The sequence below is a fragment of the Synechococcus sp. LTW-G genome, assembly GCF_054459035.1.
The window spans coordinates 336533-354021 of the sequence record NZ_JBTKYW010000001.1 but is presented as its reverse complement, the minus strand read 5'-3'; the positions used below and the strand labels follow the sequence as shown (position 1 = coordinate 354021).

15 protein-coding genes are annotated in these 17489 nt (G+C 63.4%); 8 read left to right on the top strand and 7 right to left on the bottom strand.

Annotated elements, in window-relative coordinates; genetic code table 11:
* Positions 1 to 21: 21 nt before the first annotated feature.
* From glgB to ACXIQ9_RS01855, 6 genes are all read right to left on the bottom strand, one after another.
* A complete protein-coding gene (glgB, locus tag ACXIQ9_RS01880) occupies positions 22 to 2355 on the bottom strand; it encodes a 1,4-alpha-glucan branching protein GlgB (RefSeq protein WP_459015245.1) in 2334 nt (777 codons plus the stop codon).
* Positions 2356 to 2422: 67 nt separating this feature from the next.
* Positions 2423 to 3187, bottom strand: coding sequence for a DUF3887 domain-containing protein (locus tag ACXIQ9_RS01875; RefSeq protein ID WP_459015243.1), 765 nt, complete (start codon positions 3185 to 3187; stop codon positions 2423 to 2425).
* 21 nt (positions 3188 to 3208) lie between these two features.
* Positions 3209 to 4771 carry a CocE/NonD family hydrolase gene (locus ACXIQ9_RS01870; protein WP_459015241.1) on the bottom strand — a complete coding sequence of 521 codons (1563 nt, stop codon included), beginning with the start codon at positions 4769 to 4771 and terminating at the stop codon, positions 3209 to 3211.
* Complete coding sequence (locus ACXIQ9_RS01865; RefSeq protein ID WP_459015239.1) at positions 4753 to 5037, bottom strand: hypothetical protein; 285 nt, start codon at positions 5035 to 5037, stop codon at positions 4753 to 4755. The genes ACXIQ9_RS01870 and ACXIQ9_RS01865 overlap by 19 nt, the downstream gene beginning before the upstream one ends.
* 61 nt (positions 5038 to 5098) lie before the next feature.
* Positions 5099 to 5503 carry a DUF4332 domain-containing protein gene (locus ACXIQ9_RS01860; RefSeq protein ID WP_296420810.1) on the bottom strand — a complete coding sequence of 135 codons (405 nt, stop codon included), beginning with the start codon at positions 5501 to 5503 and terminating at the stop codon, positions 5099 to 5101.
* A complete protein-coding gene (locus ACXIQ9_RS01855; protein WP_459015236.1) occupies positions 5500 to 5973 on the bottom strand; it encodes a DUF2518 family protein in 474 nt (157 codons plus the stop codon). Before ACXIQ9_RS01855 ends, ACXIQ9_RS01860 begins: the two co-directional genes overlap by 4 nt.
* Before the next feature lie 891 nt (positions 5974 to 6864).
* Here ACXIQ9_RS01855 and ACXIQ9_RS01850 point away from each other — a divergent pair.
* From ACXIQ9_RS01850 to ACXIQ9_RS01815, 8 genes are all read left to right on the top strand, one after another.
* Positions 6865 to 10422, top strand: a complete 3558-nt coding sequence (locus ACXIQ9_RS01850; protein WP_459015785.1) for a translocation/assembly module TamB domain-containing protein — start codon at positions 6865 to 6867, stop codon at positions 10420 to 10422.
* Between the two features lie 11 nt (positions 10423 to 10433).
* The gene (locus ACXIQ9_RS01845) at positions 10434 to 11321 is read left to right on the top strand and encodes an ROK family protein (protein ID WP_459015234.1); all 888 of its coding nucleotides are present in this window, start codon (positions 10434 to 10436) and stop codon (positions 11319 to 11321) included.
* A 69-nt stretch (positions 11322 to 11390) separates the two neighbouring features.
* Positions 11391 to 12665: a glutamate-5-semialdehyde dehydrogenase gene (locus ACXIQ9_RS01840; protein WP_459015232.1), complete on the top strand. Its 1275-nt coding sequence runs from the start codon at positions 11391 to 11393 to the stop codon at positions 12663 to 12665.
* Positions 12662 to 13033: a dihydroneopterin aldolase gene (gene folB / locus ACXIQ9_RS01835; RefSeq protein WP_459015230.1), complete on the top strand. Its 372-nt coding sequence runs from the start codon at positions 12662 to 12664 to the stop codon at positions 13031 to 13033. Before ACXIQ9_RS01840 ends, folB begins: the two co-directional genes overlap by 4 nt.
* Positions 13034 to 13036: 3 nt before the next feature.
* Entirely contained in the window at positions 13037 to 13636 is a 600-nt protein-coding gene (locus tag ACXIQ9_RS01830) for an esterase/lipase family protein (protein ID WP_459015228.1), read from the top strand.
* 76 nt (positions 13637 to 13712) lie between these two features.
* A complete protein-coding gene (locus tag ACXIQ9_RS01825; protein ID WP_296416429.1) occupies positions 13713 to 14417 on the top strand; it encodes a DUF6629 family protein in 705 nt (234 codons plus the stop codon).
* Between the two features lie 19 nt (positions 14418 to 14436).
* The gene (locus ACXIQ9_RS01820; protein ID WP_296416430.1) at positions 14437 to 14982 is read left to right on the top strand and encodes a hypothetical protein; all 546 of its coding nucleotides are present in this window, start codon (positions 14437 to 14439) and stop codon (positions 14980 to 14982) included.
* A 3-nt stretch (positions 14983 to 14985) separates the two neighbouring features.
* Positions 14986 to 16080: an alpha/beta hydrolase family protein gene (locus ACXIQ9_RS01815; RefSeq protein WP_296416431.1), complete on the top strand. Its 1095-nt coding sequence runs from the start codon at positions 14986 to 14988 to the stop codon at positions 16078 to 16080.
* On the opposite strand, the gene ACXIQ9_RS01810 is transcribed toward ACXIQ9_RS01815, so the two are convergent.
* The gene (locus ACXIQ9_RS01810; protein ID WP_459015225.1) at positions 16069 to 17457 is read right to left on the bottom strand and encodes a hypothetical protein; all 1389 of its coding nucleotides are present in this window, start codon (positions 17455 to 17457) and stop codon (positions 16069 to 16071) included. The two genes, ACXIQ9_RS01815 and ACXIQ9_RS01810, sit on opposite strands and share 12 nt — an antisense overlap.
* Between the last annotated feature and the right edge of the window lie 32 nt (positions 17458 to 17489).

Sequence of the window (17489 nt, the reverse complement as noted above, 5' to 3'; positions counted from 1 at the left end):
CCAGCGAAGGGGCCTTGGAACCTACCCGAGCAGACCCCCGATTGAGGCCTTCCAGGCGCCGGGTTCCGCCGCATCGTCATGAACTTCAGTCTCGCCGGCAGCCTGGCCCTCCTGGCTGCGCTTCTCATCCCGCATGAAGACCAGCACCGACAGGGGGGGCAGGCAGAGATCGAGGGAGTTCTCGTAGCTGTGAATGCCCCACTCGTCGGTGAACTTGCCGCCGAGGTTGCCCAGGTTGCTGCCGCCATAACGGGCGGCATCAGTGTTCAACACCTCGGTGTAGAAGCCGCTCAGCGGCACGCCCACCCGGTAGTGCGAGTGGCTTTGCGGGGTGAAGTTCGCCACCACGACCAACCATTGGCCGGTCGTGCTCTCCCGGCGCATGAAGCTGATGACTGAATGACGGTTGTCATTGCAGTCGATCCATTGGAAGCCGTACTCCTCAAAGTCATCCCGCCAGAGAGCTGGTTGTGACTTGTAGAAGACGTTCAGGTCATCCACCAAGCACTGCAGGCCTTGATGGGGCTCGTACTGCAGCAGATCCCACTGCAGGTCACCCCAGACATTCCATTCGGCCCTTTGACCGAATTCCATCCCCATGAAGATGGTCTTCTTGCCGGGATGGGTCCACATGTAGGCCAGCAGTGCCCGGGTGTTGGCGAACTTCTGCCAGTCGTCCCCAGGCATCTTGTGGAGCAGGTTGCTCTTGCCGTGCACCACCTCGTCGTGGCTCAGGGCGAGCATGAAGTTCTCGGTGTAGGCGTACCAGATCGAGAAGGTGACGTTGTTCTGGTGGAACTGGCGGAACCAGGGGTCGAGCTCGAAGTAATCGAGCATGTCGTGCATCCAGCCCATGTTCCATTTGAGGTTGAACCCCAAACCGCCCATGTCCGTGGGCTTGGTCACCATCGGCCAGGTGGTCGATTCCTCGGCAATCGAGAGGGCCCCAGGGAAGTGCTGGAAGAGCACGTGGTTGGCCTGCTGGAGGAACTGAACCGCCTCGGTGTTCTCCCGCCCGCCGTGCTCATTGGCAATCCACTCGCCATCGGGACGCAGGTAGTCCCGGTAGAGCATCGAGGCCACTGCATCGACGCGGATGCCATCGATGTGGAACTGCTCAAACCAATAGATCAGGTTGGCGACAAGGAAGTTGCGGACTTCGTTGCGGCTGTAGTTGAAGATCAGCGTTCCCCATTCCTTGTGCTCACCGATGCGGGGATCAGCGTGCTCATAGAGGTGGGCGCCATCAAAGAAGGCCAGGCCATGGGCATCCTTCGGGAAGTGCCCAGGAACCCAATCGAGAATCACGCCAATGCCTTCGGCGTGGCAGCGATCCACAAAGGCCCGGAATTCATCGGGCCGGCCAAAGCGGCTGGTGGGCGCATACCAACCCGTGACCTGGTAGCCCCAGGATCCATCGAAGGGATGCTCCGAGATCGGCATCAATTCGATGTGGGTGAAGCCCCGTTCCTTCACATAGGGGATCACCCGATCGGCTAGCTCGGGGTAGGTCAGGAGGCGCGCGCCGGGCTTGAGGTCGGCGGCGGGCACGGGCAGGCGTGCTGTGCCATCGGCCTCGATGTAGGGCTGATCGGCGCTGGCATGCATCCAGCTGCCCAGGTGCATCTCATAGACAGAGATCGGCTGGTCGAGGGGATTGCGGTTATCCCGCTCCTGCATCCAGGTGCTGTCCCCCCAGTTGTAACCCTCCAGGGCTTCGACCACGGAGCCGTTATCGGGCCTGACCTCGTGGCGGAAGCCGTAGGGATCAGCTTTTTGGTAGCAGTGCCCCTGCTGGCTGCGGATTTCGTACTTGTAGATCTCGCCGGGCTTGAGCCCCGGGATGAACAGTTCCCAGCAGCCGCCCAGGCGCGACTGCATGGGGTGATGGCGACCATCCCAGCCGTTGAAGTTGCCCAGCACGGAGACGCTGCGGGCGTTCGGAGCCCAGAGGCAGAACATCACCCCGGCGACCCCGTCACGGCTCACCACATGGGCGCCCATCCGCTGCCAGATGTGGTGATGGTTGCCTTCGGCAAAGAGATGGCGATCGAGATCCCCCATCCACTCGTCGCGGAAGGCCCAGGGGTCATGGGCGACGTGTTCGATGCCGCCGCGCTGAACCCGGACTTGGTAGCCGCTGCCGGGGTTGCTGGGCAGCTCCGCTTCAAACACCCAGGGGTGGTGGGGTGTTCCCATCGGCTGGGGGGCGCCTGCGCCAATCAGTTCAACCCGATCGGCCTCAGGCATCCAGACCCGGACCACCCATTGGCCGTTGTCTAGGGGCTGTGGTCCCAGGACAGCATGGGGATGGTCATGGCGGCATTCCGCAAGGCGCTGACCGTCTTCAACCATCCACTCGAGCTGAGCCAGCACAGAACCTCAAGGCAAAGCGTGGCTGGGAGCTTAAGCGGGTTTTTGCCTAAGAAGCTGCAGCGGGTGCAGCAGGTTGCTCGGGGAAGTCGACGCCCGTGATTTGGTTCTCGTTGTTGAGGATCACGTAGAGGTTGTCGCTGAGTCGGTTGAAGTGCACATTCACTAAAACCAGGCGCATCTCGGGGGTCGATTCCGCCTCAACGACGCGGTTGATGTTGACGAAGTTGCCAGTGATCCGCTGCAGCCCGAGCCACTTGCGCTGAAGGGCATCAGGGGTGATTTCTTCCTGGAAGGAGGGGCTGAGGAAGCTCTGGGCCGTGATGAAGTTCCCCGTGCTCACGGCTTCGATGAAGCTCTTGGCCACCAGGCTGGTGGCATCGTCGGCCCGGTCGACGTAGTAGCGCGAGAGCTTGCCGTCGCCATTGAGGACCATGAAGACCACACGCTTGCCGGCGCTGGTGTTCAGTTCCGCCTCCACGGTGCTCTTGCCCATGCCGCTGCGAACACTCAGCAGGGTGTAGCCCAGCACTTTGGGCTGGGTGCGCATGGTGGCCGCGATCATCGAGGGGCTGGTGATCGCTTGCCGCTCAGCCGAAAACTGGGCGTAACGGGAGTTGGCATCTCCGTCTTTGACGGCCTTCAAGATGCGGAGTGCAGCAGCCCGGGCCTGGTCCACGCTCAACGCAGTGCCTTGGGCAATGGCCTTGGGCTGTGGATTGGACAACGCCTCCCCAGACGCGGGGGTTGCCATCAGGCCAGACGTCGCCATGGCCAGGAGACCGGCGGAGAGCAGGCGCAGGTGGCGCGGCATTTCAGAGGCTCAAAGTGGGCCTCAGTTTGCCCCAACCATCGGAAGAATGCTGAGGGCTGAGCTGTCCAGCTGGAGGGACACCGTGATCACGCGATGGTTGGGTCCTACGCCGGAGCGGGGCTGCGAGCCATCGCCCGGATTCACGGCGATCTGAGGCCAAGCCGCCAGGGCGATCGAGAGTCTGAGGGCACAGTCTGCTTCGACGTTCACCAGCAGCGGTTGCAGTGAGACAGTGCGCCGCTGAGACACCTGGGCTGATGCCCCAAGCACGCGGGAGAACCCCGTTGAGAGCTGCTCAATTCGGCCATCGCTATGGCACAGCGAGAGGGCGACACACAGATCAAAACCCGGTTGATCGGAGGCTGCCTCGAGCTCCAATTGGGGTTGTCCGAAGAGTTCGGTCGGGCGATCAAAGCGGGCGGTGGTGAAACAGGCCACGTCGGTGCGTCCATCCAGATCGCGTCGATCGACCGGGCCCGCATCCAGTCCGAGGTGCCCCCCTCGGCCGCCCATGGCGCGCCATGGGTCATGCACGATCACCACCTCTGAAGTGGAGCTGGCTCCAAGGCAGAGTCGCCCTTCAGCTGCGAGGCCGTTGCTGGCGAGGGACCAGCGTTGGCCGCTGCACTCCCGTGGTGAGCGCTGCTGCCATGCACCGGAGCCCACCTCCATCAGCTCGGTCTCAGGCAACGGCTCGGCTGGGCCACGTCCACAGAGATGCTCCTGGAAAAATTCCAGCTGCAGCTGATCCAGTCCCCCCTGCCAGTTGAGGTGACTCCAGGCGCCAATGCGCAGCAGGCTGGATCCGCCGGCAGCCGTGGAACGTCTCCAAAGATCCAGCACACCCCTCAGGTGGGGGTCATGCCACCCGCCAATCAAGAGCATCGGCCGCTGCCAGAGCTCCTCGGGCGGCTCGTATCGAATCCATCCTTCTGGCCGTTCTGGGTCGCTGTTCAGCCAGCGCAGCCCCATGCCCATCGGGTCGAAGCGCTCCAGCAAGGCCAGGCCGTCATGCAGAAAGGAGCCGTTCTCGAGGCTGCGGCGGATCTCGATCCACCCTTGCCCATCCCCCTGACGCTGGCAGCGTTGGGCGGCGAGCTGCAGCGCCCAGCCCAAACCCAGGGCCCACCAATGACAGCCCCCCTCGCTGGCCCAATGCAGCCGTTCATCCAGGCCGCACATGGCCGGTGCCAGGGCATCCGGCAGATGCTCCGAACCCGAGACCAGCAGCTGGCTGAGTCCTTGGTAGGAGAAGCCGTAGGTCCCTACCTTTCCGTTGCACCAGGGCTGTTGGCGGATCCAGCGCAGGGTTGCGGTGCTGTCACTGGCCTCCTGCTGGAAGCCGAGGAACTCCCCCTCCGAATCGCCGCGGCCGCGGACGTCTTGGACGACAACGGCGAAGCCCCCCTTGGCGTACCAACTGGGGTGGGCGTAGGTGACGGTTGACGCGATCGCCTGCCCATAGGGCTGACGCATCAACAGGCAGGGCCAGGGACCTTGGCCCTCTGGCTTCCATAGGGTCGACTTCAGGGCAGTGCCGTCAGAGCAGCGCAGCTGCTCTTGGATCACCGGACTTTCGGGCAATACAGGCCCACCACATAGGTGGAGAGGATTTCGGCATCGGTGGTGTTCAGACCCTGCTGCTTAGCAACCAGGGCTATCGCTTCAGGGGAGTTGTAGGAGATGCCCTTGGCGTTGAGACCCTGCAGTTCTGCGCAGAGGGCCTTGGCTTTCTGGGGGTTCTGCTTGACCGACTCCAGCAGCGCAGAGTCCGCCAGCGCCGGAGCGGCCTGGATGAAACAGAGGGTTGCAGCGACCAGGGACAGGCCGCTAAGGCGGAGGCGTGTCACTGAAAGGACTCCTGATGGGTCTATTTGAGGTCGCCTGTGCTACAGCGCTGCGCGCTAGGGGTCACTTCGTCGAGCGACTGGCCTCCTGCGCCCGTTTGATCCAAGTTCGAATCAGTGCGGGTGTGATGCGTGCCGGGGCCATCCCGGTCAGCGAGCGCTCGAGGCGGCCCAGCTGGGTCAAGAGCTGCTGGGGCGATGCCGCCGCTAGGCCCTGACGACTGGCTATTCCCGCGTAGAGCAGGAGGGCCGCTTGGTAGGGCTCAAGATCGAGCTCCACCACCAGCTGGGCCTGACCGCGCAGTTTGCGCAGCTGGCGTTCCAGCGCCCCACCCCGTCTGGAGAGCTGATCGAGCTCCCGATCGGAGAGGGCTGCAATCGCTGGCCAGCTTTGGATGCCGGCTTCGATCAGGACAGCCTGCTCCCTGGCGAAATGGGAGGGAAGCGGATAGGGGCTGCCTTCGCTCACCGCTTGGCGTTGACGCTCACTGTCACGTCGCCCGTGCCCCAATCGCGAACGGCGGTGGCCAGCACCACGGGGCGATCAACGCCATCGCCTTGGGGTTCGACCCGGCGGAGGCGGACTTCAACGGTGGGGTCCTTGCGGCCGCTGCCGCGCAGGTTGCGGGCGACCTGTTCCACGCTGGGTCCAAAGGTCTCGGCAGCGAGGTCCGCTGGTGCGGCCGCCACGACGAGATCAGAGCCGTTGTCGAAGACCACGGGAACACTGACGGCACCCTCCACCACCAGCCTTGGGGCGTAGCTCACGGCAAAGGCCAGGCAGGACAGCGAGAGGAGGACGGTGAAGCTCGTGACGCCCACCAAGCGGAAGCGGAAGCCCCAGCGCGCCAGAAAGGCCACCACGGTGATCAGCAGCAGTCCACCAGCGGCAATCCCCAGCCATTCGCCAGCCGTGAGCAAGAGGGGATCGGCGCGCATGGGGAATGTTCTGGATCAAGAAACACTCTTATATTGCGGCCTTCTCAGCCCCAGAGACCCACGGGCCCAGCGCGCCGCCGAAGGAATCCCAGAACGCGCGGCCCCGCGGCCTCTTCCCTGCCTGCCCTGCTGGCGGCCGCGGGGATCGCGCTGACTTGGTTTGGCCTCGATCGAGTCGCGGCCTGGCAGTACGGCCTGCGAAAGCCCTGGCTCGAGTTCCTCGCCAGTCGCTCCATGGGTCATCCCCTGGAGCTCGGTCCCTATCGCGGATTGCGGCCCCTCGGTCTGGCGGCCGGCGCCAGTCGCTTCAAGCCGGGGCTCGACAACCCATCCACGATCGAGGCCCAGGCGGTTTCGGTCTCCCTGGACCCCCTGCGCAGCCTGCTGACCCGCAGCTGGGTGTTGCAGTTTCAAATTGATCGTGCCCGCGTTGACCTGCGGCGCAACAGCCAAGGTTTCTTCTGGCAACTGGGGCGTGTGCCTGCGGGGGGACAACCGCCCCCACTGACACTGCGTTATGGCTTGAGCGGCGGCCCCGCCCAGGTGCGTATTCACGGGGCGAAGGGTGAGCCGACGTCCCTGGCGCTGGAGGGATCCCTGTCGGTTGATTTGCGCCGGCGTCGTCTGGATACCAACACTCAGCTGCGCAGCCGTGAGGGGGGGCAGCTGAGTGTTGAGGTCCGCAATGACTGGCAACGCCAACGGCTGCAGTTGCAGCTCCAGCCCCAGGCGCTGAAGCTCGCCTCCCTCTTGCCGTTCCTTCCGGGTGAGGTCAAAGCCGATGTCAGGGGCGGGCTCAATGGCCGGCTGCGCCTGGAGCGCACCGCCTCAAAGAATCGCTGTCAGGGACAGCTGGATCTGACCGATCTGCGCTGGGCGCCAGGGGGGGCAATGGAGCCCTTGACCTCCGCTCGCTTGGACCTGCGCTGTAGTCCTCAAGGGCTGCGCCTGGCCTCTTCCCCTCTGCGCTGGAGTGGTTGGCGCGGCCAGCTGCAGGGCGAGTTTCCCCTGGTGGGGGCACGGTCCAACCAGCTTCAGCTTCAACTCCAGGCCCGTGAGCCCAAGGCGGGCCACCGCTTCAGCGCCGCGCTCGCTGGGCCGCTGGCTGAGCTCCAGCTCCAACTCGATGGTCAGCTGGCCGGTGTGGCCCTAGCCAAGCAACCCCCTCAGCCCTTGGTGTTGAAGGCCCAGGCCCTCCTGCGCAACCAAGCAGGCCTAACCGCTGAGCTGAAACGGTTGCTACTTCGCCAGGGTGGCGGTGAGCTGGTGGCGAGCGGTCAGCTTTGGCCCAACCTCCAGCTCCGCAGTCAGACACTCAGCCTGGGACCGCGTCAGCAGAAGGCCTGGGGCCCTGTCCTTGGCTCGCGTCCGGACCTGCAGCTTGCGCTCAAGCAACTGGGCCCCTGGAGCAAGCCCCAACTGAGCCTCGAGCTTGAGCAACAGCGCAACCCGCTGCTGGGTTCGGTTCGCTCCCAGCTGATCTGGCGCCCCTCGGCCCTGCGGTTGGAGCGCTTCGAGTCGCCCTATCTAACGGCCCAGGGGCCGCTGCCGCTTGGGCGCACGCCGATGGGCCTGGAGATTGACCTTCGGCGCTTTCCCCTTGAGCGCCTCTCTGCGTTGCTGGGGACAGAGCTGCGGGGAAAACTCAGTGCCTCAGGGGCACTCCGCGGTTCCCTGCAAAGCCTTAGACCCGACCTCACTCTTCAAGCGGAGGCGCCTGGGCTCGGTCCGCTTGGTCTTGATGAGAACTGGGTTGGGACCTTCCAGGGCTTATCCCTGCGGCTGCAAGTCGAAAACAGCTCCGTTCCTGGAGTGTTGCAGGCGCGGCTGACCCCTGACTGGCAGCTCAGCTCCCTCAGCCTCAACAGGGCGGGAGGGGCGTTCGCCCTGACGGCGGGCAACCAGCGCTACCGCTGGAGTGCCGAGGGTTTACCCCTCTCTGGCTTTGACCTGGCCCTTTGGCCAGCGGCCGCCCCCCAACCGTTGTCCGGTTATTTGAGCGGGCAAGGGGCCCTCGCCATGAAGCCCCTGTCCCTCGACGGTCAGCTCCGGGTTGATCAACCGCAGCTGCTTGGACTGTTCGGTCGCTCCTTGCAAGCCAAGGCTGCGCTTCGCCAGGGTCGCTTCAGCCTGGACGGCCAATGGACGGCCCTTGGCTACGGAACGGTTGGCATTCAGCTCAAAGGCCAACAGGCCGGCCCCCTCTGGCTGCGGTTGGAGGCTCGCCAACTCCAATCGCAAACCCTGCAGGAGCTGCTGGCCGCTGTCCCCCATTGGGGTGGACTCCCTCCGACGCCAAGTGGTCGTGCCTTTGAGTTGGGCGCGCTGGTGTTCAACACCCAGGGCCAGTCCCTGGCGGATCAGCTCACGGCCCTGGCCCAAGCCCAGCGTCAGCGCCAGCGGGCCCAATCGCCGCAAACCAAAGCCGCACTGCAGGACCTGCGGGGGGTGTTGGATGCCGACTTCACCTTGAGGGGGCCATCCGCTGACCGTTTATTTGTCGACCTCGCGGCCCAAGGACACCTGTGGCTTCAGGGGACGGATCGCGATCTAGCGCTTACGGATCAGCCGACGGTTGTGCGCCTCCATGGTCCCCTCAACCAAGGGGGGGAGTTTGAGCTGGCCCATCTGCCACTGGCACTGCTGGCATTGGTCGCGCCGGTTCCAGAGGGTCTCCGGGGATCGCTCTCCAGTCGCGGTTCCTATCGCCTCGGAGGCCCCAAGCAGCGTCCAGCATTTGAACTGAATTTGGCCCTTCAGAACGCTTATTTGGCTGACCAGCGTCTCGATCTGCAGCGAGGAGAGATTCAGCTCGCAGAAAGTGTTCTCAAGCTGGACTGCCAACTGAGAGGAGGGGGTTCTAGGGACTCGGTAGAGATTCGTGGACAGATCCCTCTGTCTTCAGAGTCGGATCAGCTGGAAGTGCGGATCGGGACACGTGGTGATGGTCTGCGCTTTCTCACGGCCCTCTCGGGTTCGGCGGTGCAGTGGAAGCAGGGCAGCGCCGACCTGGAGCTCCTGGTGCGCGGCTCTTTGCTCCAGCCTGTGGCGAACGGCTTTTTGCGCTTCAGCAATGGGGTGATGGAGCTGGCTGATCAGACGGTTCGCGATCTCGATGCGGTCCTGCTGTTCGACTTCAGTTCCCTGGAGATGCAAAGCCTGAGCGCTCGCGTCGGCGAGAAGGGGCAGCTCAGCGGTAGCGGAGATCTCAACCTCTTTGCCTCGGGTGAGGGTGCGCCAGCACGCCGTCTGAATCTCACTGTTAAGCAAGCCCCGTTCAAGCTGGCGCGGATGGCCGCCGTCGCCGACGGAACCGTCGAGATCGGCGGCAGCCTGCTGCGCCCCGTTCTGGGCGGTGAGCTCGCCCTGAGCCGCGGGGCGATCAACGTTCAGCCCGGTGAGCTCGCCACGGAAGACGCCCCCAGTAAGCCCACCAACGTTCCTGCCCTGCTGGAGTCCAAGTGGGAGTTCAACAAACCCCTGCTCGTCATGGGGCGTCAGTTGGAGAGCTCCAGCAGCCAAGACCTGCGGGCCGCCCTGCCAAACTTGGGCTCCGTCAGCTTTGAGCGCTTCGGCTTGCGCTTTGGCCGCGATCTGCGGGTGGAAGTCCCCAACGTCCTGAACTTCGGTGTGGGTGGTTTCTTGACCCTCAATGGCCCCCTGGACCCCAAGATTCAGATCAGTGGCGTCGTACGGCTGCTGCGGGGTCGCCTGGGCTTGTTCACCACCACCTTCAGCCTCGATCCCGATGCCCCCAACGTGGCGGTCTTCACCCCCAGCCTGGGCCTGATTCCCTACGTGGACATCGTCTTGCGCACGCGGGTGTCCGACACCCTCTCGGCCTTTGGCGATGGCAGCAATCGCTCCACCATCTACGACTGGAGCACCAATGGCTCCTTCAACAACGCATCCTTGACCCCCAACAGCTTTGATCAGCTGCAACTGGTGCGGGTGCGGCTCGAAGTCACGGGGCCTGCGGACCAGTTGGTCGACAACATTCGCCTGTCCAGTACCCCGCCATTGCCTGAGGATCGGTTGCTGGCCTTGATTGGCGGCAATTCCCTGGTGGGTCTGGTCGGTGGCAACGCTGGAGCTGCTGTCGCCACCGTGGTTGGACAGTCCTTGCTCTCCCCTTTGGTGGGCAGCCTGACGGAATTGCTGGGCCAGCGGCTCACCTTCGCGATCTATCCGGCCTACGTCTTACCGACGAACTACGACGCCGAATCCAACCGCTCAGGTCAGGTGCCATCGCAGCTGGTTCCCGTCACCGACATCGGCTTGGATGTGAGTGATCGTTTCAACGCCTCTGTGCTGGCTGCTCCCAACCGCAGCGACATCCCGCCCCAGGTCACCCTCGGCTACCAGGCCAAGTCCTGGTTGGGACTACAGACCTCCATCGATGCGGAGGCCCGTTGGCAGACCCAGATGCAGGTCTTCTTCCGTTTCTAGCGGCCATCCCAATGAGCGAACTGATCGGAGTGGATGTGGGAGGGACGGCCATCAAGTTGGGCCGCTTCTCCACCGGCGGTGAGCTCCTGGCCGAGTTGGAATGCCCCACGCCGCAGCCGGCCATGCCCGGCGGAGTAGTGACTGCAATCGTCGATGCGGTTGCTGCCCTTGATCCCGATCGACGGGCCTCGAGGGTGGGCATTGGTTTGCCTGGACCGATGGATGCGGAGGCCCGGGTGGCTCGGGTCTGCATCAACCTGCCGGGTTGGCAGCAGGTGCCCTTGGCGGAATGGCTCGAGCCGCAACTCGGCCGGCGGGTGACCCTCGCCAACGATGGGAACTGCGCCCTGATGGGTGAGGCCTGGCGGGGGGCTGCGGTCGGCTACCGCGATGTCTTGCTGCTCACCTTGGGGACCGGCGTGGGTGGAGGAGTGCTGCTCAATGGTCAGCTCTTCACGGGTCAAGGCGGAGCCGCCGCTGAACCGGGACTGATCAGCGTCAACCCCGATGGCCCCGCCTGCAACAGTGGCAACCGTGGCTCCCTGGAGCAGTACTGCAGCATTGCCGGCCTGCGCCGGCTGTTGGATCAAGACCCCCAAACCTTGGATCAGCTGGCCCGTGCGGGCGACCTGCAGGCCTTGGAGGCCTGGCGGGAGTACGGCCGTTGGCTTGGGGTCGGCTTGAGTTCCTTGATCTATGTCCTGACGCCCCAGTTGGTGCTGATCGGAGGTGGTTTGAGTGCCGCCAGCGCCCATTTTTTGCCCTATGCCCTGGTGGAGGTGGAGCAGCGGGTCCAGGCCGAAAGCCGCCTGGGCCTGGAGATCCGCTGTGCTGCCCTTGGCAATGGGGCCGGTCGACTGGGGGCCGCTCGCTTGGCTCTGGAACGGCTGAATGATTGAGCCCGGCTGGGATGATGCTCACTCGAGCCCCAGAAGTGTGTGAACGTTCCCGATCCATCGCCTGAACTGTTGCAGCGCGCTGGTGGCGTTCGAACCGCTGCGATGGCCCTGGGGCGTTGCAGTGATCAAGAGCGACGGCAGGCCGTCCTGGCGATGGCCGATGCCCTCGAGGCTGAGGCCAGCACGATCGTCGCGGCCAATGCCGCTGATCTCGAGGCCGCGGCAGCCGCGGACCTGGCGCCCTCCCTGGTGGCCAGGCTGAAGCTGGATGCGAACAAGCTGGCCGGCGCGATCGAAGGGGTGCGTCAGGTGGCCCAGCTGCCGGATCCGGTGGGCGTGTGCCAGATGCACCGGGAGCTCGATTCCGACTTGGTGCTCGAGCGCCTCAGTGTTCCCTTGGGGGTCCTGGGGGTGATCTTTGAAGCCCGCCCCGATGCGGTGATGCAGATCGCCTCGTTGGCCATTCGCTCCGGCAATGGCGCCATCCTCAAGGGCGGCAGGGAAGCCAACCGCAGTTGCACGGCGATCCTCTCCGCCCTTCGCAGCGGATTGGCGGCCTCGGCGGTCTCCCCTCAGGCCCTGGAGCTGCTGACGTCCCGTGAGGAAAGCTTGGCCTTGCTCAAGCTCGATGGCCTGGTGGATCTGATCATTCCCCGGGGTTCCAACGAACTGGTGCGCTTCATTCAGGACAACACCCGCATCCCTGTCCTGGGCCACGCCGATGGGGTCTGTCACTTGTATGTCGACCAGGAGGTTGATGTTCCCCAGGCGATTCGTATTGCCCTGGACGCCAAAACCCAGTACCCGGCTGCCTGCAATGCGATCGAGACCCTGCTGATTCACCGCAGCAGCGCCGCGACGTTCCTCGAGCAGGCGCTGCCGGCCTTTGCCGAGGCTGGTGTGGAGTTGCGCGGAGATGCCGCCAGCCAGGCTTTGGGGGTTTCAACAGCAGCCGAGGAGTCGGACTGGCGGACGGAGTACTCCGACTTGATCCTCTCGGTCCGCGTCGTGGATGACCTGCAGCAGGCCCTCGATCACATCGCCCGCCACGGCTCAAGGCACACCGAGTGCATTTGCACCACTAATGGCGCAACGGCGGAGACGTTCCTGCGCAGTGTCGATAGCGCTGGGGTCTATCACAATTGCTCCACGCGCTTTGCCGATGGCTTCCGCTATGGCTTTGGCGCCGAGGTCGGCATCAGTACCCAAACCCTGCCGCCCCGTGGCCCCGTTGGCTTGGAGGGGCTGGTGACCTACCGCTACCTGTTGCGTGGTGACGGGCACATCGCCGCTGACTACGCCTCCGGCGCCCGCAGTTTCAGCCATCGCGATTGCCCCCTGTGAGCGGTAGCGATCGGATCGTGGTGCGGGACCTGCGCCTTTGGGCCCATGTGGGCGTGCTGCCCCATGAGCGGGAATTCGGTCAGTGGTTTGAACTCGACATCGAGCTCCGTTGGGACCTCAGTGATGCCGCCGCCCGTGACGATGTGACCGTGACCCTGGATTACAGCCGTGCCATTCAGGCCCTGCAGCGCCAGGCCAGGCAGCTGCGTTGTCAGACCTTGGAGCATTGGAGCGGCCTGATCCTGGATCTGCTCGAGGACCTCTACGGCCCGGTGCCGATGGCGATCGAACTGCGCAAATGCCAGGCACCTGTCCCTGGATTTGGTGGCACGGTTGGCGTGCAGCGCAGCCGGCACCAGTCCGCCTGATCGATGACCAAGCGTCCTCTGGTGCTGCTGCATGGGTTGTGGGACACCCCCCGTTTGTTTCGCCGGCTCGAGCAGGCGCTGCTCGAGCGTCAGCCAGACCTGGAGCTCTTTGCACCCCACTTGCCCCATCGCCTGGGCGCCACGCCCATTCGTCAGCTCGCCGCGCAATTGGATCGCTTGATTCAAGGGCGCTTTGGTGCTGAGAGAGAGCTCGATCTCTTCGGGTTCTCGATGGGTGGTGTGATTGCGCGCACCTGGCTGCAGGAGTGGGACGGGGTTCGGCGAACGCGCCGTCTGGTCTGTTTAGGCAGTCCACAGCAGGGAACATTGACGGCGCAGTTGGTTCCTCGCTGGCCCTTTGCAGGCATTGCTGACATGAAGATCGGCAGCGCACTCCTGCGGGATCTCGATGCGGGGAAGCATCATTTGGATGGCTTGCAGTGCGTCAGTTTGTACAGCCGCACGGACATCACGGTGTTTCCTGGTTGGCGGGCGGTTCTGCCCCAGGGGCCGCGGCAGGCCCTGCCCGTTTGGACCCACCGGCAACTCATCGTGAATCCACGGGCGATCGCAACATTGGCTGAGGAATTGCTGGCGCCTTAGCCACAACATTTCCCATCACGGCCGTTGTCGCTCGAGGGAAGCGTGTCTATGGGTAGGCAAAGTTTGAAGGCCCCCTATGTGCTTTTCAGCCTCCGCCAGTTTCACGGCATCGGCGGTTTTGATGCCGTTGGGGCTCTACAGCACCCACGTCGCACAGAAGACAGGAAAACGGGATTACATCCCACTGGCGCTGGTGCCCTTTTTCTTTGGGGTCCAACAGTTTGTTGAGGGTCTGGAGTGGACCGCGATTGACCAAGGCGGAGTGGAGCCGTTGAGCACCCTGGCGGGGCTGGGCTTCCTCTTTTTCGCCTACTGCTTCTGGATGATCTGGATTCCCTGGAGCGCCTGGTCCATCAGTCGATCGACGGATTCAAAGGGGCTGCAACAACGGCTGCGCTGGGTCGCGATTGTGGCAACGGTCTTGGGCATTGCCTTCTACTTGCCCGTGTTGTTTAACCCTCCCGCTCTGCAGCCTGCGGTCCACAGCAACGGTCGTCTGCTCTATGACGTCTCCAATCTGCACAGCATTATCCATAACTTCGTCAACACGGAGCCCGTGGGTGAGCTGGCGTATTGGGGCTTCATTGTTCTCCCCTTGATTGCCCTCTCTGATAAGGCCGTCAAATTGTTTGGGGTCCTGATCTTTGTCTCGATCTTCCTGACCTGGTTGACCTATAGCGCCACGTTTAATTCGGTCTGGTGCTTCTATTGCGCTGTTCTTTCCATCTACGTCATCTGGATTGTGAACCGGCCGGCCTTGCGTGCTGCATCCGGCCGCTAGTTGACGGGGGAGTTGAAGCATGGGAGTCCAAGCAGTACTCGACGCTCTCGGTACTTGGCTCGTTCAAACCGATGTTGGCCTTGGTTTGTTGCTCGTGGTGGGACTGTCGATGTCCCTCTCCCATGTCTTTTCTCTCCTGGCCAATCGCCTCAACCGCCGCCAAATCATCATCCATCTGATTCTTGATGGCCTGATGCTTTCGGTGGCTTTTCTCTTGAGCAGCACCATTGACATGGTTCTGCTGGCCACAAGAGCCAGTGTTCCAGTCCACCCCAGTGCCTTTATTGATGGGGTGGCTGTGTGTTTGCTGCCGGCGGTCTTTTATTTGCTGGTCGCCGCGCCCTATGTCGGTGAAACCATCGGCTTTGCGATTTGGGTGCTGATGCACCTCAACGTGGTGTCGTTGTTGCATGTGCGCTTCGCTCTGCCCTACGGCGAGGCCTTGCTGCTGGCGACTCCTGGTTATGCCGTTGCCGTGTTGCTTGTCTGGTTGTTGTTCCGCCAGAGCTGGCAGGCGGGATACAGCACCCTGGCCTCCCAACTGTCCGATGCCCATGGGGCTTGAGTGATGAACCGGTCATCCCCCGCTCAGCAGGCGGCGATCCAAGCCCAGCAACACAGCACTCGCTCGAGGCTCGCTTTCATTGTGCTGGTGCTGGCCTTGGGGCTGGGGGTGAGTTGGTTTGGTGTGGGCCATGTGCTTTTGGCCCTGCGCTCGGTCTTTGATTGGGCCGACATCAACCTGCTCTTGCGTTGGTCTGGCTTGCTGCTGTTGGTCTTGATTCCGACGGCTGGCATCTATTCCCTGGTCACGCAATTTGCCTTTTGGGAGGGCTGGTTGGAGGGGCTCCCGGATCCCACCGCCCTGTTCCCCACGTCCCCTGCGGCGGCTGAGCATCGCTGTTTTGTGGTGTATCTCGATGGGATTCACCAACTGGAGCGCGATCATCCGCCGCGGGTCTCGGCCTTTCTGCAATTGCTGGATCAGCAGCTCAACCACTCCACCCGGTTGGTGAAGGGCTTAGAGGCCTACACCGTTCTGCCCGTGGCCCTGGCTCAAGACCTCGGCAGTGCCTGGTTTTGGCGTCGCTTGTTTGCCCTGCAAGAGGAGCATCCCAACGGTTGGATCCAGCTGCTGGCTGCCGTTTTGGTTCAAGCCAACAACGTGATCAAGGTGGGGATTTCCTCGGACCACCGCTACGGCCCGATCATGAATTACGAGCTGTCCCTCAAGATCGCGTTGCGGTTGGGGGAGGTCGGGTTTCGGCCTGATCAGGGCCAGCGCATCGTTTTGGTGGGATACAGCGGTGGTGCGGAGATGGCGATGGGCGTCGCGGAATACCTCCGGCGCATTTGCCGTGCTCCCGTGAGCATCGTCAGCTTCTGCGGCGTGTTCAGCGGCAATCAACTGCTGAGCCAGCTCTCCAAAATCACGATGATCATTGGGAGCCGTGACCCGGTGGCGGCCTTTGGCCGCATTGCCTATCCGGGGCGATCACCGTTGCTCCCCCTGTCGAATTGGAATCGAGCCCTAAAGCACTCCCGCATCGAACGGCGGGAGATTGAGGGCATGAACCACAACGGTTTGAGCGGCCCGTTTGCTGAATTGCACCGCGAGGCAGTCGTTGAGCAGATCGTCCAGGCGATTGAGTCAGAGGACTAGGGCCTGCTGGGTCAACCGGAATGGGCTGCTTTGGGGTTGTGAGGCTTTGAGGCGTCGTTTGGCATCGCGGCTGCCCTCCGCAAAGCAAAAGCCATCGTGGGGCAGCTCTGTGAGGGCGCGGCAATAGCGCTCACGGGCCCTGTGCTGTGACTCGTGCTGTAGCTGCAGTCCACGGGCTCGCTGCAGGAGTCGTTCTCGCCAGATGGCCCCGAGCAGGCAGGGGAAGAGGTCGCAGCGTCCGTCCATGGCCTGTTGCAACACCGCAGAGCTATCGATGCAAAATCCCAAGGCCCCATATCCCCCAAGCCAGAGCGCATCGGCATCGCTCTGCTGGTTGTGTATCAAGGCCATGATGTCGCAGAGATCCATCACCTCGAGGAGACGTTCAGCGCAGAACGGCTCCCCCAAGTAGCGGATCGTTCCATTCTCTCGGTCGTTCTGCCAGGGACGATGGAGATCGTTGAGGGCTTCCCAACCGCAGAGCCCCTCGGTGCCCTGGTAGTACTGCAGGCGGATGAGATCGTTGCCCCGCCGCCATTCCAGCTCCAGACAGCTGTGGGGAAGCAAGCTCTGGATGTCCTGCTCCCCCGCTCCAAGCAGTCCAGTGCGGATGGGGAGGGCCAAGGGCACCTGGCTGCACCCCTCTGGATTGGGCAGGCTTGCCCCAAGTCCAAAGCTGGCCACACTGGCGCGCAGCTGGGCCTGAAGGCTCCAGCCCTCTTGCTGCAACTGGCTGAACCAGGCCCTGCAGCTGTTGGCTCCATCGATTTGCCACTGATCCTGCTCCAGCGCGTTGGCTGCGAGGCGATTGAGCACGCGGGCGGCCAGTGCGTTGCGCTCTCGCTCGCTGGCGGACTGTTCATGGTGCAGTCCGGCGTTACGCCAGATGAGCCCGCCGCTGAGGCGCTCGGCCTCTGTGTTGCCTACTTGAGGGTCTGTTGGATCCGTGCTTGATGGATTGAGCCGAAGGAGCTGCTCCAAGCTGCTGGGCAGGTCGGCGTCCTGTTGTCCGCGCCAACGGCCCATGGCAGCGGCGTGTTCCCCATTGAGGAAGTGGGGCAGCGCATCGGCCACCGCCCCAAGCAGGGCCGGAGTGAGCAGTTCGCGCTCTACGAGTCCGCCCAGGGTCTGCAAGCGCTGGGGCAAATCCGCCGGAGCCAATTTCCAGCCCTTGGGCAATAGCCAGAGCAGCGGCAGCAACTTTGGCTTGTGGAGCTGGTGGGCGAGGCGTTTAAGCCAATCCGATCGGGTTAAGCCTGAGCGAAAGACGCTCTGATCGAGGGCGTCTTCAAAGGCGAGCAGCGGAACGCCGCAGGACCAGTCCGGATCCAGCTGCAGGGGATCGGCAATGGAGGCGAGGGGGGAGCCTGAAGCCATGGGGCGGCCCATCTCCCCCCATCCTGTAGGCC